This window comes from Virgibacillus sp. NKC19-3 (assembly GCF_019837165.1).
Taxonomy (GTDB): Bacteria; Bacillota; Bacilli; order Bacillales; family Amphibacillaceae; genus Virgibacillus_L; species Virgibacillus_L saliphilus.
Map to the genome: position 1 here is coordinate 1,505,866 of NZ_JAGYHC010000001.1, position 15,874 is coordinate 1,521,739.

Here is a 15,874-nt window from a genome sequence, read left to right on the forward strand (position 1 = left end):
ATGCGAATTGCTACCTCTTTAATTAGTGTGGACCAAGCGAAGAAGAATTTAGATCTAGAAATTGGTTCACAAGACAGCTTTGAAACAGTTAAAGAAAGTGCGCAACAAGCGTGGGAAGATAAGTTGAATATCATCGAAGTTGAAGGGGCAACAGAAGATCAGCTCGTTACTTTATATTCTAATATGTATCGCCTATTTCTCTATCCAAACGCTGCGTATGAAAATGTCGGTACGGTAGAACAACCTGACTATAAATATGCAAGTCAGCTCGATATTGACGCTTGTGATACAAGTACGTCTAATGAAACATATGCTGATATTGAAGATGGGGAAGTCTATGTAAATAATGGCTTTTGGGATACTTATAGAGCAGCCTGGCCGGCGTATTCGCTTCTAACACCTAAACACGCTGGTGAAATGATCGATGGCTTTGTACAGCATTATCGGGATGGAGGTTGGATTTCCAGGTGGTCTTCACCGGGATATGCAGACTTAATGGCAGGAACAAGCGCCAATATTGCGTTTGCTGATGCTTATCTTAAAGGCGTCACCAACTTTGATGTGGAAAGCTTTTATGAATCAGCGATAAAAGATGCAGCTGTTGCTTCTCCTAATAACAATGTAGGGAGAAAAGGAACGGAAACGGCTATATTCGATAGATATACTAATACAGAAACTGGTGAAGGTATGTCATGGGCACTTGATGGCTATATTAATGATTTTGGCATTGCTAATCTTGCGAAAACATTATCAAAAGAGGGAAACGATGAAATGAACTACAATCATTTTGAAGAAGACGCTCAATACTATTTGAATCGTGCCCAAAACTACATTCACATGTTTGATGCCAATGTTGCGTTTTTCCAGGGAAGGTCGTCATCAGGGGAATGGCGCCATTCATCTGAAGCATTCAATCCAGCTGAATGGGGGTATGATTACACGGAAACTAATGCTTGGAATATGGCTTTTCACACGCCGCAAGATGGACAAGGATTAGCAAATTTGTATGGTGGCAAGGAAGGGCTTATTCAGAAACTCGATACGTACTTTGATACACCAGAAACTGTTGAATTTCCAGGAAGTTATGGTGGTATTATTCATGAAATGAGAGAGGCAAGAGATGTGAGAATGGGTATGTATGGGTTTAGTAACCAGCCGTCCCACCATATCATTTATATGTATAATCATGTTGGCCAACCGTGGAAAACACAAGAAAAGGTTAGCGAGGTCATGAACAGACAGTTCATTGGAAGCGAGATTGGTCAAGGGTATCCAGGTGATGAAGATAATGGCGAAATGTCTGCTTGGTATATTTTCAATGCGCTTGGATTTTATCCATTCACGATGGGAAGTTCTGATCCAGAATATGCCATTGGTGCTCCTTTATTTGAAAAAGCAACTATTCATTTAGAAAATGGGGAGGAAATTGTGATTAATGCCCCTGACAATAGCAAGGAAAATAAATATGTGCAAAACCTTCAGGTAAATGGCGAAGATTACACAAACACTTCGATTTTGCATGATGATTTAGCTGGTGGAGCAACGCTAGATTTCGAAATGGGGCCGGAACCTTCAGATTGGGGTACTAAGCAAACGGAAGCACCAGAGTCGATTACGCCTGCTGCAACGGAAGGATTGTCCGCTCCACAACCGTTGAAGGATTTGACAGATGGATTGATCGATGGAGATGAAGGCATCGCAATCGACAGTGAAAACGATAATACAAATCTGCTATTTGACAATACGTCCGAAACAGAATTAATCTTTGAGAATAACACGCCTTGGATTCAGTATCAATTTACGGATAAAAAGAAAAAAGGCCGTATGTATACGCTAACCTCGGGAGACAGTGTCTCCTCAGACGAACCTGAATCACAAATGGCTGATCCTCAAAGTTGGGTATTGAAAGGTTCCAATGATGGTGAGGATTGGACCATTTTAGATCAAAGGGAAAATGAAACATTCAAATGGCGTCATTATACGCGAGCATTTGAAATTGAGAATCCAGGGGAATACGAATTTTACCAATTAGAAATCACGGATAATGGAGGTCACCGTTCTACCGCTTTAGCGGAAGTAGAAATTCTAGGGTATGATGGTCCAATTAAAGGTTTAAGTAGTGGTATACAAAACTTAGTTGAGAATTTGGACAAAGATGGCGAATTTACGAGCGGTGAAGCGGTTTATGCGTTAAACCTCCATTTGACTGCAGTCGATCATTATGAGAATGAGGGAGAGGAAGAAAAAGTTGTTGATCACATGGAAGGTTTCCTTGGTTTATTGCAACACCAACATGACAATAACTTAATGTCTACTGAGGCTTATCAATTCTTAAAGTCGAATGCGGATTATATGATTAAGATGTGGGATTAGATTGAAGATCTATATGTGATAGGAAGTCTCTGTCACCTAGATTATTTTACCCAGTATAAACAGAAAAAAGATGGCCAACTGCTAATAACAGCTGGGCATCTTTTTGTAAGGAGAAATTCCATCATTTCCCGGGTAATGAGACGAGTGGCATCGTTTATCACGAATAATTTAGTTTTCCACTCCAAAAGAAAAAAGCGTACGTTTATTATATGTTGATTCACCTTCTAAAATCACATTTGGGAATCCTTCGTGATGTAATGATGCTGGTGAAGCCTGTGTTTCAAAACACACGCCCAGATGTTTTTTAGAAAGGCCTTCTGCTAACTCCAAACCTTCCTCTAAGGTGTTTGCTGTATACATAACCATGCCTGGTTGATCAGTTTGTATAGTCAATGTTCGTCCAGAATCTGAATCTCGAACGATTACGTTTTGCTCCTGCTTGTCATCAAAAATAAAATAATGATCATACCCACTTCCGGCAATTTGATTTTGCTCTAATTTATCATTGAATCCATCTTGAAGTAGACCGCCATTGCGAAAATCAAAGGTTGTGCCGGCAACTCTATACCATTGCCCAGTCGGAATTAATTCCTCATCCAATTCAATAAATTTTCCACTATCCATCGTCACATGATGATTATGGACTGTGTTTTTTAGATTTCCGCTTAAATTAAAATAGGAATGATTCGTTACGGTAAATGGCGTCGCTTGATTGCTCGTTGCTCTGTATTCAAGCATAAGTTGATTCGCATTATTTAAGGTATAAATCACACAAACATCTACATTGCCAGGATAGCCGCCTTCTTGATCTGCCCTTGTATGTGACAGTTTCAACCCAACGCTACTATTTGTCTCAAAAGGTTCAACATGCCAGATCACTTGATGGAACCCGTTTGATCCGCCGTGGAGATGATTTTCCCCATCATTGGCTTCCAAGGCATATGTTTTTTCATTTAGTTCAAATGTAGCATCTTGAATTCTTCCAGCAACCGGTCCAATTAAGGCGCCGAAAAAGTTGGGATTCGTTTCATAATCACCGTAGTCTTTATAGCCGAGAACAACATTCTCCATCTTTCCATCACGATCTGGGACAATGATTTTTGTAATAATCCCCCATAATTAAGTACACGAACTTCCATGCCGTGATCATTTCTAAGTGTGTATTCCTGCCATTTACCTGAGATTTCCTTTGTATGCATATTCATATCATTCACCCACTTCATTTAATGTCCGAATAAAACGGTTGAAAGTTGCTTGTTCCTTAAATACACCCGCATCTTCTAGTACGCGGGCGAATTTCTTTCCGAGCTCATTTTCAATGATTTGATCTACCTGTTCAGGACTTGAAATCGTGCCATACGCTTGTTTGATTTGCTTCGCCCACGTTTGATGATAAGCAGCGATATTACTTGAATTGTCAAGTAAAAATTGTCTGATTTCAGCTAACTCATCTTTTAATCTTGCTGGTAAAACTGCAAGGCCCAATACCTCGATCAGCCCAATATTTTCCTTTTTAATGTGATGCACATCAGCGTGTGGATGGAAAATACCTAATGGGTGCGCTTCTGATGTTCGATTATTACGTAAAACAAGATCAAGCTCATACATACCATCACGTATCCTTGCGATAGGTGTGATCGTGTTATGTGGTGTATCGCCGGTAAAGGCTCTTATATCCGCATCATCGTCGGAATACCCTTTCCATGTTTGTAAAATATGATCAGCTGTTTGGAGGAGCTGGTCTTTCTCCCAACTTTGAAGCCTGATTACGGACATCGGCCATTTCAAAACAGATGCTTTTATTTTAGGAAATTGCTTCAACGTAAAGGAAAAAACATCGGTAGCTTGTGCCATTGGAAATTCATAACGACCTGCCTGATAATGATCATGACTCAAAATCGAACCTCCAACAATCGGCAGATCTGCATTGGATCCGATAAAATAATGCGGAAATTTCTCTGTGAATAGAAGCAGTCGCTCAAATGCGTCCTTATCCATTTTCATGTTACGGTGTTCTTCGGCAAGCACAATACTATGCTCATGATAATAGACATATGGAGAATATTGCAGGTACCAGTTTTCTCCTTTTAATGGAACGTTGACGATACGATGATTAGCACGTGCTGGATAGCCGGTCCGACCTGCGTATCCTTCATTCTCGATGCATAATACACATTTGGGATAAGCGATCTGTTCCTTCTTTTCTCGTTCTCGTCTAATTTGCTCTGGATCCTTTTCTGGTTTCGATAGATTTATTGTGATGTCCATTTCACCATAAGAAGTGTTTGCTTTGAAATGGATATTCTTTGCTATGCGGTTCATCTGAATATAGTTGCTGTTTTTGCTTAATGTATAAAAATAATCTGTTGCTGCTTGAGGGGACTGTTCATATTTTTTATAAAATGTCTTGTTTATAACGGATGGACGTGCAATAAAACAATTCATGATTGTTGCAGCAAGAATTTCCTTATCATCGAAAACATTTTCAATAACGTCATTTTCCACGGCGTAGGCAATTATCCTTTCTAGGATATTAGGGATGGAGTCTTTTGTTATATTGGTTACGTTTTCGGGAAAAGACTCTAAATGTAAAAGGCGCATTACCTGATTTCGCACATAAATCTGATCTGCTTGCTCGATGAGCGCTGCCTCTATTGCCTTTTGAATAAGTCCGTTGATATGCTGATAAATCATTATTTCACGTCCTTCTCGTAGCCATTGGGATGGGTTGTATGCCACTTCCAGGCATCTTTTATGATTTTCGTAATCGATGTTCGTGTTGGTTTCCAGCCTAACTTGCTTTTCGCTTTCTCGGAACTGGCAATTAAAACACCTGGATCACCTGCACGTCGTTCTCCAGTTTGAGTCGGGATATCGTTATCCGTTACTTCTCGTGCTGTTTCGATTATTTCTTTAACGGAAAAACCCTGATTGCTTCCAAGGTTGAAAATGTCGCTATTACCGCCATTTTGTAAATGGTTCAAGGCTAAAAGATGTGCTCGGGTGAGATCTTCCACATGTACATAATCACGAATACACGTGCCATCACGTGTATCATAATCTTCTCCAAAAATGGTGATATGGGAACGCTGACCAAGAGCTGCCTGTAAAATAATCGGGATAAGATGGGTTTCTGGACGATGATCTTCTCCGACTTCTACAGTCTCCCTAGCGCCAGCCACATTGAAATAGCGTAGGGAAACGAACTTTATTCCATGAGCTGCCTGCGTCCATTTCATCAACTTTTCCATGGTTAGCTTTGTTTCCCCGTATGTGCTGGTTGGATTTGTTGGCTGATTTTCTGTAATCGGGACCGCTTCTGGTTCTCCGTAAGTTGCAGCAGTAGAGGAGAATACGATATATGTTACGTTATATTCCACCATCACCTGCAACAAAACTTGCGTACCATAAACATTATTATCAAAGTATGAAAGTGGTTTTTCCATGGATTCACCAACAAGGGAATGGGCTGCAAAATGAATAACAGCGTCTATTGTTTCTTTTTCGAATACATGGCGGAGAAAATCGATATGCCGAATATCGCCTTCATAGAATGTGGCTTTTGGATGGATTGCTTCTCTGTGACCGGTTTGGAGATTATCGACGACTACCACGTGCTCTCCCTGATCCATTAATTGATAAACGGCATGGGAGCCGATATAGCCAGCTCCTCCCAATATAAGCACACTCATTTTAACACTCCTTCTGTTACTTCTTTTGCTCCGTCCCCAATTGTTGCTGTGTAAAATGTGGCATCATAGCCAATTGCTTTATAATAGATCGCATTAACGTTTTTCTTAAAATCTTCTATTTTATCTTTGTCTACAATAGCAATCGCACACCCTCCGAATCCAGCGCCAGTCATTCGAGCTCCTAATACTCCTTCCTGATCCCATGCAGCTTGAACGATGGTATCGAGTTCCATTCCTGTCACTTCATAATCCTGTTTTAGGGAGAGGTGAGATTCATTCATGCATTTTCCGAAACCTTTTAAGTCACTTTCGCGTAATTTTTCCAACGCTTCTAATGTACGGGCATTCTCATAAACGGCATGTTTGGCACGTTTTTGATTCGTTACGTCTTTGATGAGATGCTTATGTTGATCAAATTCAGCTTTGGTCAAATCACCTAAACTGGTAATCGAAAGCTTTGTCTGTAAGTCTATGATTGCTTGGTCACATTGCTGGCGTCGTTCGTTATATTTGGATCCTGCCAATGTTCGCTGTTTGTTGGTATTAATAATTTGGATGACATAACCTTTTAACTCTAGTGGTGCATATTCGTAGTTTAATGTCTGGCAGTTTAATAAGATGGCATGGTCTTTTTTTCCCATTCCAATCGCAAATTGATCCATAATACCGCTATTAACGCCGATATACTCGTTCTCAACTTTTTGACCAAGCTGAACCATGTGGACGCGGTCTATCTTCAAATCGAAAAGACCTTCCAATAAAACGCCGGTAGCCATCTCAATCGAAGCAGAAGAGGAGAGTCCTGCACTGTTTGGGATATTGCCGTAAAATAATATATCTGCACCATAGGAAAATTCATATCCTGATTTCTGTAAATAAAGAAGCATCCCCTTCGGATAATTGGCCCAACCATCTTCTTTGGTGTAATCTAAATTCGATAGATCGCACTCGATCACTCCCATATTCGGAAAATTCATGGAGTAAAAACGTAATTTCTGATCCGAGCGCTTTTGACCAAGTGCATAGGTTCCAAATGATATGGATGCCGGAAGGACGTGCCCCCCGTTATAGTCCGTGTGTTCGCCGATCAGATTGATGCGTCCTGGGGCGAAGAAAGTGCGGGGTGTATCCGTTGTATCAAATGTTTTTTTAAATGTTTGACTTAAATTTGACTTTGTCATAATAGCCTCCTGGGTAAATAGTTTTGATTTTTAATACCAGCATAGAACATAATTAATTAATTTAATTAACTTAAGTGTACTATGTATACTTAAAATAATCAATAGCTGTTACCTGATTTCATTCATCAATTAGAAACAAGAATAAATGTTGTTAATCACTTATTAAATAATCAACCTGGCTAAATGTTTTATTATTTCGATATACGCTAGGAGATACGCCAAGGTAAGATCGAAAAACTTTCGTAAAATAATTACCATTTGAAAAACCTACTTTTAAGGCAATTGCTTCCACTGTTAATTGTTCATTTTTCAGTAATTGTATAGCTTTATTCACCCTTATTTTAGTCAAGTATTGAATTGGTGTTGCATTCATACTTTCGTGAAATAGTCTGGTGAAATGATATTTGGAAAGTCCGGAAGCTGCTACAATATCGTCCAGTGAAACGGGCGCAGCGTAGTTCTCGTTGATAAAGGCAGTTGCATTCTTAATTGCTGAAGGTATAGTGTTTTTTCTGTTTACTTGGAATACGTCAGCGTACAGGCTCATCAAAAAGTCATATGCACATGCTGATGCTTTATATACATCATTGATTTGTTCATTAGATATTTTATCTAATGAACTCATAATGCTCTGTATTGGGGGAGAGTAAACATCCAATTGAAAGATATTACCGACTGCTTTTGTTATTTTTTCATAGCACTGGAAGACCTCATTACCAAGTAAGGTAATATAAATAAACTCCCACTCTTCACTTTCTTCAGGTAAGTAGTATATGTGATTACTAGGGATATGTATAAAAAAGGCATCACCCGGATTCAAATCATACGTTTGCTGTTCAAATTTGATTTTGCCAGCACCTTTTAATGTATATTGAAGTACGAAAATGTCATTCTCGCTACGTGCTTGGCCATTCCAATAATAAGACGTGTCTGTTCTGATTTCTTTTCCGATGGAATATATCCCTGCAACGCGATACTGATGGTCACCTTTGAAACGAAGACCATAAGATTTATTGGTTAAGGATTGATAATTAATAAGCAATATGTTACCTACTTTCAAAAATATTCACCATTGAAAACGCTTAACAATACATTTAACATAATTATAATAGTTATTTTAATAAAGTGAAAGACAAAGATTTCCTTTTTTGTTTTTCGCAATAAATTACCATTCTATATAAAAGGAGATGGATGTACATGGATAAAATTACTTTTCTAGGTGCAGGAAGTACTGTTTTCGCAAAAAATGTGCTTGGAGATAGCATGACAGTTCCGGCTTTACAAGATTTTGAATTTGCTTTATTTGATATTGATCACGACCGATTAAAAGATTCTGAGATAATGCTGAATAATCTCAAAAATAATCTTAACTCTACGGTAAATATTGTCGCGTATACGGATCGAAAAGAAGCAATGCGCCATGCAAAATATGTGATTAATGCGATTCAGGTAGGGGGTTATGATCCAAGTACGATCATTGATTTTGAGATTCCGAAAAAATATGGACTACGTCAAACTATTGCCGACACGGTTGGAATTGGAGGTGTATTTAGAAATCTGCGTACCATTCCAGTTATGATGGAGTTTGCAAAAGACGTGCAGGAAGTATGTCCGGATGCCTGGTTTTTAAATTATACAAACCCAATGGCTGCCTTAACAGGTACAATGCTTCGTTATGGCGAAATTAAGACAGTCGGCTTGTGTCACAGTGTGCAAGTATGTACGAATGATTTATTAAAGTCGTTAGATATGCCTACCGATAATGTCCAATCGAAAATTGCCGGAATCAACCATATGGCCTGGCTTTTGGAAGTAAGCCGGAATGGGGAGGATTTATATCCGGAGATTAAACGAAGAGCAAAGAAAAAACAAAAGAATGCGCATGATGATATGATTCGCTTTGAGTTGATGGAGCGTTTTGGATATTATGTAACTGAGTCATCGGAGCATAATGCTGAGTATCACCCATATTTTATAAAGGAAAAATACCCAGAATTAATTGATCGGTTTAATATTCCATTGGATGAATATCCGCGTCGCTGTGTAAATCAAATTGAAGAGTGGAAACAAATGCGTGATGATATGGTCCTTGATAAAGACTTGAGTCATACACGAACACATGAATATGGATCCTATATCATGGAAGCGATGGAAACAAATAACCCGACCAAAATAGGGGGAAATGTGCTAAACACAGGTGGATTGATTAGCAATCTTCCGGAAAATGCAGTAGTTGAAGTACCATGTTTAGTGGATGCGAGCGGTGTAGCTCCGACTTATGTTGGAGATTTGCCGGAACAGTTAGCAGCTTTAAACCGGACAAATATTAACACACAGTTGTTGACGATTGAAGCGGCAATGACAAGGAAGAAGGAACATATTTATCAAGCAGCAATGCTAGATCCGCATACCGCTGCAGAATTGTCGATTGATGAAATCGTTTCATTGTGTGATGATCTGATCGATGCGCATGGTGATTGGTTACCTTCTTATAAATAAATGACTGAGCCCATCATAGCTAAATATATGGTGGGTTTTAAGTGATAGAATGATAGTATTTCCTGTTTGTAAAATTTCGTGTTATTTGTGTTGATAAAAGTAAAATAATCATGTATTATTAAATTAATTAATTTAATTAATTTACATATCCTTTAATATAATGTGCAATAGAAAGGGGTTATATAAAAATATGAAACATGAAATCGAATAAAATACTTTTACAAGGAGGATTGCTTAAAATAAGATTATGTTTGGAAAGGATATAAAACCGCTACTGAATAGCTGCTATTATAGGGCAATGTTTTTATTTATTTTCTCTGAGTCATTCAGACATCTACTACAGTCTTAGATGAATTTTGAAAAGGCTTACTTAATCCTAAGCAGGAAATCATCAAGACGTGCTGAGACGATCGATAGGTAGTGAGTAACTTTAAGACAAAATGAAGACCAGATTCCTAATTAGAGACTTTCTCAATAAACAGTCATCCTAGTTTTACTTGTCGATAATAAAGAGTTATTTATAACAAGACGTATTACAATAATACTAGAAACGAAAAGGGTGCTTAAAGTGAGTAGATTTATAATTAAGATTTCCAAAAAGGCTTTTCCGCTTGGACTAACTGTTCTCCTTTTATTGGGACTTTGTATTCCAGAAACGGCTATACAGGCAAGCGAATCGAATATAAGAAATGCAGATAAGACAGTGAAATTGGATCCAAGTTATCAACACGAATCATTTGATGGATGGGGAACAGCATTAGTGTGGTTTGGCAATGTAACGGGTGGATGGCCTGATGATATAAAAAATGAACTGGCAGATGCTCTATTTGGCGAAGAAGGTTTGAACCTTAATATTGCTCGTTACAATATTGGCGGAGAAGATTCTCCTGGAACAGAGCCGTATATGCGAATTGGTGGTGCGGTACCAGGATATTGGAACCGACCGGCTGAGTTTGCACCACCAGAAGATGCCGATGAAGATTGGCAAGAAGAGGATGATTGGTGGGATCCAGAAGACCCTAATCATTGGGATTGGGATAAAGATAAGAATCAACAATGGTGGTTGAAGGCAGCAAAAAATAGAGGAGCTAACCTCTTTGAAGCTTTTTCAAATTCCCCGCCTTATTTTATGACCGAAAGCGGGTATACATCGGGGAATTGGGATAGCTGGGAAGACAATCTTCGTTCCGATCAGTATGAAAATTTCGCGATTTATTTAACGAACGTAGTTGAGTATTTACAAGAAGAAATTGATATCGATATACAAACACTTTCCCCGGCGAATGAACCTAATAATGGCTATTGGGGAGCGCTGGGTAGACAGGAAGGGTCTAATTGGGCTCCTGCTTCACAAGCAAAAATTATTAATGAAACGGCAGATCAGTTGGAAAAGTTAGATTTGGATACGGTTGTTTCGGCCATGGATGAAACAAATCCTCAAGTATTTAGGGAGAATTGGGAAACGTATGAGGAAACAACAAAGGCGAACGTGGGACAAATGAACGTTCATACGTATTGGCCTGCACAACGTTCATCGATACGGGATATTGCAAAAGGCGAAGGGAAACGTCTGTGGATGTCTGAGGTTGATTTGGGCCCAGATGGTATTCCTCAAGACTTTGATAATATTGAGCCGGGCCTTGCATTATCTGAACGTATTTCATCAGATATTAGGAATTTGGAACCGGAAGCATGGGTGCTATGGCAAGCAATTGAAGATGAGATAAATATGAATGATGAAAATGAAAACATGAACTGGGGGCTTATTCATGTAGATTTCTCCCCTGAGGACTTTGATAAACTCGAATGGCACAAAAACAAAAAGTATTATACGATGGGAAATTACACAAAATTTATTCGTCCGGGAAATCAGTTTATAAATACGGATAATGAGGATACGACAGCGGCGATAGATAAACAAAGTAATGAAGTAGTGGTGGTTCATACGAATCATTCTGATACGGAAGAAGCGATTGATTTTGACTTATCAGGTTTTGAAACAGTTGCTAATTCCGCCACAGCAACTCCTTACGTAACTTCTGAATCAGAGAACCTTAGTGAAAAGGATAATATTGAAGTAAGTAATGAAGTACTGTCAACAACTGTTGATCCAAAGTCAGTAACATCTTTTGTTATTTCTGATGTTTCCGGTGTTGATACAAGTTTCTTAAACGCTGATGATAATTATAAACTATTTAATGTAAATAGTGAGCTCGTGATGGACGTTGATGGAACGTCATTAGTACAAAATAAGAACAACCGATACAAAGACAATCAAGAGTGGATGATTGAAAAAGCCACCGGTGGCTATTCCCATAAAGAGAAATACAAAATTATCAGTCCTGAGAGTGGTGACGTGCTAACAGATGATCAAGGATCACTCATACTAGCTCCTGATGAAAATCTAGCTGCACAACAGTGGATTATTTCAACAAATGGAATGGGAGAATACACATTTGTTAGTACGGAAAGTGGTCAATTAATCGAGGTTGTTGGACAGTCTTCAGATATAGAAGCCTCCATTGGATTGTATAAAGCCAATTCGGGTAGCAATCAGGAATGGAAAATTATGCAATCGGATATGAATAGTATCGATATTAAGACTTTAGTTGAACAATTTGAGGAACAAGGAGAATTCAAAAGTGACCAAGATGCTCTTTCCTTAAAAATCCATTTGACTGCTGTAAATCGGTATGAAGAAAAGGAGGCATCGGAAAAAGTCATTAAACATATGGAAAGCTTTAAATTATTACTTGATCACCAAAAAGAGGAAGAATTAATTTCGGAAAGGGCGTATGACACTCTGTATGCAAATACCGAATACCTGATTACTGAATGGGAATAAGCCTCCCATTTTGACAAAACTCAGGCCCCAAAAAGAAAGGTGGTGATAATACAAGTTAGTTATTATGCAAACGTAAACATCCTGTTTTGAAAATATTACGAATGTATTTCAAATATTTTACGAGGGGGAAAATAGATGAAGAAACTCATGCTTTTGGGTTTAATGTTCATTGGTATTCTATCATTGGTAGCCTGTTCTGGTGGTAATGAGGATGCGGGAACAAATAGTGATGATTCTTCTGATTCAGGGTCAGAAAATGAGAATGAAATTACTGCATGGGCCTGGGATCCGGAATTTAATATCGCTGGTCTTGAAATTGCAGATGAAGCTTACGATGGTGAAGAAGATGTTGATCTAAATATAGTTGAAAATGCTCAGGATGACATTATCCAAAGATTGAATACAAGTCTTAGTTCTGGAGCTGACACAGGCTTGCCAAATATTGTTTTAATTGAAGATTACCGTGCGCAAAGTTTTTTGGAGTCCTACCCGGATGCATTTTATGCAGTGGATGATTATATTGATACAAATGATTTTGCTGACTATAAAATGGCAACAACCAATCTTGATGGAAACCAATATGGCGTACCATTTGATTCTGGTGCAACAGGCATTTATGTGCGTACGGACTACTTGGAAGAAGCTGGATTCACTGTAGAGGACCTAACGGATATTACTTGGGAAGAGTATATTGAGATTGGAGAAGAAGTCAAAGAGCAAGTGGGAGTAGATTTCCTTACCTTGGATCCAAACGATTTGGGGCAAATTCGTATGATGATTCAATCTTCCGGTTCTTGGTATGTGGAAGAAGATGGAGCCATTCCGGATCTTGCTGATAATGATGCTCTGGCTGAAGCATTTCAAGTCTATAAAAATATGATGGATGCTGATATCGCAAAAGTAGTTTCTGACTGGAGTCAATTTGTAGGGGCCTTCAACAGTGGTGAAGTAGCAACCGTACCAACTGGAAACTGGATTACTCCAAGTATTAAAGCGGAAGATTCTCAAGAAGGGGAGTGGGCAGTCGTTCCTACTCCAAGGTTAGATATGGAAGGTTCTATAAATGCTTCCAACTTGGGAGGAAGTTCGTGGTATGTTCTTAATATTGATGGTAAAGAAAAGGCTGCCGAATTTCTAGCCAATACGTTCGGTTCTGATGTAGACATGTATGAAGAACTTGTGACGGAAATTGGGGCAATAGGTGCTTATCTACCTGCAATGGACGGTGAAGCCTTTGCAGCTGAGGACGATTTTTTCAGCGGACAGTCAATCGTTGAGGATTTTTCCAATTGGACGGACCAAATTCCAGGAGTTACTTATGGACTGCACACTTATGCAATTGAAGACATTATTATTGAATCAATGCAAAATTATCTCAGTGGGGGAGAACTTTCAGAAGTGTTAAACGATGCTCAAGTACAAGCTGAAACACAGCTTAATTAAGCGAAAGATAAAGCCTTGAGTTTCCGTCTACTAGTTGAATTTAACAGCAACTTTTAGACTGTGCTCTAGGCTTATTTTTAAAGAAAGGAGTGAGATTGTGAGACAGCTTATCAGAAAAAATAATATTGGCTGGCTGTTTATTATATTTGCGGTTATGGCAATTTCTGTGTTCTACTTTTATCCAATGGTACAAGCATTACTACTATCTTTTCAATCTGGTATGGGAGCAAGCTTAGAGTATGTCGGTTTGGATAATTATATTAGGCTTTTTAATGATCCGACCTTTAAAACCGCTTTAATGAATACAATCATTTATTTAATCATTCAAGTCCCAGTCATGATTGTATTGGCACTTGTATTTTCGGTGATGCTCAATGATGCAACATTAAAATTTCGAGGTTTTTTTCGAATGGCGATTTTTCTGCCATGTGTGACTTCACTTGTTGCATATTCGGTTATATTTAAATATATGTTTGGAGTCGATGGTATTTTTAATAAATTTTTAGTAGATCTTTCTATTATCTCTGAACCAATAAATTGGCTTTCGGATCCATTTTGGGCAAAAGTCATTATTATAATCGCAATAACTTGGAGATGGACGGGGTATAACATGATTTTTATTTGTCATCATTACAAAATATAGATAGATCTATTTATGAAGCTGCAAAGATTGATGGTGCAAATTCTTTTCAACAATTCACCAAAATAACAATACCGATGCTAAAACCGATTATTTTATTTACTTCTATCATTTCAACAATAGGGACATTGCAACTGTTTGATGAGGTTATGAATATAACTGGAGGTGGGCCAGGTAATGCAACATTGTCCATATCCCAATATATCTATAATCTATCATTTGAGTATAGCCCAGATTTTGGTTATGCATCTACTGTGTCTTACGTAATCGTATTGTTAGTTGTTGTACTATCTATTATTCAGTTTAGAGTGGCAGGTGATAAAAAGTGAAAAAACTGAAGCGTATTTTTATTTATGTATTCTTGGTAGTAGCCTCCTTTATTAGTATCTTTCCTTTTTTGTGGATGATTGTAAGCATGACAAATGAATCCGTTGACGTAACCAGGGGGCGTTTATTACCCGGCACGCATTTGTTGGAGAACATAAAAGCATTGTTTGGAACCGTTGATATTGTTACTGCCTTAGTTAACTCGGCGATCATTGCGGTAGTCACAACTATTTTAACTTTAGTGATTGCTTCATTAGCTGGTTATGGATTTGAAATATTTCAGAGCCGTGGAAAGGATTGGGTGTTTAATATTCTTTTGGTATCCATGATGATTCCATTTGCATCAATAATGATCCCACTATATCGGTTATTTGGTAATTTAACAGACACGGTACCAGCAATGGGAATCGATACATTAGCAGCTGCCATTTTACCCACGATAACGACGGCGTTTTTTATTTTTCTATTTCGGCAAAACACGAAAATGTTTCCGAAAGATTTAATTGAAGCGGGAAGGATAGATGGATTAAGTGAGCTTGGTATCTTTTTCCGTGTTTTCGTACCAACGATGAAAACAACGTATGCAGCAGCAGCTATTATTGCTTTCATGAATAGTTGGAATAATTACTTATGGCCGTTAGTGATCTTGCAATCTCCTGAGAATCAAACTGTACCATTACTCATTTCCAATTTAGGTGCAGGATATGCTCCCGACTATGGAGTGATTATGACTGCTATTGTTATTACTACATTACCGACAGCACTCGTTTTTTTCTTTATGCAAAAACACTTCGTTGCTGGAATGATGGGTTCAGTAAAGGGATAATAATGAACCATTGGTGGGAATTAGTTATACGCATCAAATTCGTTAATA

General features: G+C 38.4%; 10 protein-coding genes and 1 pseudogene. 6 read left to right on the forward strand and 5 right to left on the reverse strand.

The features are described 5' to 3' along the window. On the forward strand, positions 1-2,373 hold the full coding sequence (locus tag KFZ56_RS07365) for a GH92 family glycosyl hydrolase (RefSeq protein ID WP_222641235.1): 2,373 nt from the start codon (positions 1-3) through the stop codon (positions 2,371-2,373). A 168-nt stretch (positions 2,374-2,541) separates the two neighbouring features. Here KFZ56_RS07365 and KFZ56_RS07370 read toward each other — a convergent pair whose 3' ends face one another. The 5 genes from KFZ56_RS07370 to KFZ56_RS07390 all read right to left on the reverse strand — a co-directional run bounded on the left by KFZ56_RS07370 (position 2,542) and on the right by KFZ56_RS07390 (position 8,306). Then, a complete protein-coding gene (locus tag KFZ56_RS07370) occupies positions 2,542-3,444 on the reverse strand; it encodes an aldose epimerase family protein (protein WP_309228268.1) in 903 nt (300 codons plus the stop codon). Positions 3,445-3,579: 135 nt separating this feature from the next. Further along, complete coding sequence (gene galT, locus KFZ56_RS07375; RefSeq protein ID WP_222641236.1) at positions 3,580-5,067, reverse strand: UDP-glucose--hexose-1-phosphate uridylyltransferase; 1,488 nt, start codon at positions 5,065-5,067, stop codon at positions 3,580-3,582. Further along, positions 5,067-6,065, reverse strand: coding sequence for a UDP-glucose 4-epimerase GalE (gene galE, locus KFZ56_RS07380; protein ID WP_222641238.1), 999 nt, complete (start codon positions 6,063-6,065; stop codon positions 5,067-5,069). Before galE ends, galT begins: the two co-directional genes overlap by 1 nt. Next, positions 6,062-7,249 (reverse strand): galactokinase, encoded by a 1,188-nt coding sequence (locus KFZ56_RS07385; protein ID WP_375540696.1) that lies wholly within the window; start codon positions 7,247-7,249, stop codon positions 6,062-6,064. The genes galE and KFZ56_RS07385 overlap by 4 nt, the downstream gene beginning before the upstream one ends. A gap of 148 nt (positions 7,250-7,397) precedes the next feature. Beyond that, the gene (locus tag KFZ56_RS07390; RefSeq protein ID WP_222641240.1) at positions 7,398-8,306 is read right to left on the reverse strand and encodes an AraC family transcriptional regulator; all 909 of its coding nucleotides are present in this window, start codon (positions 8,304-8,306) and stop codon (positions 7,398-7,400) included. 137 nt (positions 8,307-8,443) lie between these two features. Between KFZ56_RS07390 and KFZ56_RS07395 the strand changes: the two genes are divergently transcribed. From KFZ56_RS07395 to KFZ56_RS07415, 5 genes and pseudogenes are all read left to right on the forward strand, one after another. Next, positions 8,444-9,745 carry an alpha-glucosidase/alpha-galactosidase gene (locus KFZ56_RS07395; RefSeq protein WP_222641241.1) on the forward strand — a complete coding sequence of 434 codons (1,302 nt, stop codon included), beginning with the start codon at positions 8,444-8,446 and terminating at the stop codon, positions 9,743-9,745. 568 nt (positions 9,746-10,313) lie between these two features. After that, positions 10,314-12,590 (forward strand): glycoside hydrolase, encoded by a 2,277-nt coding sequence (locus tag KFZ56_RS07400; protein WP_222641242.1) that lies wholly within the window; start codon positions 10,314-10,316, stop codon positions 12,588-12,590. Positions 12,591-12,725: 135 nt separating this feature from the next. Continuing rightward, complete coding sequence (locus tag KFZ56_RS07405; protein ID WP_222641243.1) at positions 12,726-14,033, forward strand: ABC transporter substrate-binding protein; 1,308 nt, start codon at positions 12,726-12,728, stop codon at positions 14,031-14,033. Positions 14,034-14,187: 154 nt separating this feature from the next. Next, positions 14,188-15,002: pseudogene (locus tag KFZ56_RS07410) on the forward strand (carbohydrate ABC transporter permease). After that, positions 14,999-15,826 carry a carbohydrate ABC transporter permease gene (locus tag KFZ56_RS07415; protein ID WP_222641244.1) on the forward strand — a complete coding sequence of 276 codons (828 nt, stop codon included), beginning with the start codon at positions 14,999-15,001 and terminating at the stop codon, positions 15,824-15,826. The pseudogene KFZ56_RS07410 and the gene KFZ56_RS07415 overlap by 4 nt, the downstream one beginning before the upstream one ends. Positions 15,827-15,874 lie beyond the last annotated feature (48 nt).

Coding starts and splice junctions, on each gene's coding strand:
- KFZ56_RS07365 (WP_222641235.1), top strand. CDS start 1: ATGCGAATTGCTACCTCTTTAATTAGTGTGGACCAAGCGAAGAAGAAT.
- galT (WP_222641236.1), bottom strand. CDS start 5,067: ATGATTTATCAGCATATCAACGGACTTATTCAAAAGGCAATAGAGGCA.
- KFZ56_RS07370 (WP_309228268.1), bottom strand. CDS start 3,444: ATGGAGAATGTTGTTCTCGGCTATAAAGACTACGGTGATTATGAAACG.
- galE (WP_222641238.1), bottom strand. CDS start 6,065: ATGAGTGTGCTTATATTGGGAGGAGCTGGCTATATCGGCTCCCATGCC.
- KFZ56_RS07405 (WP_222641243.1), top strand. CDS start 12,726: ATGAAGAAACTCATGCTTTTGGGTTTAATGTTCATTGGTATTCTATCA.
- KFZ56_RS07395 (WP_222641241.1), top strand. CDS start 8,444: ATGGATAAAATTACTTTTCTAGGTGCAGGAAGTACTGTTTTCGCAAAA.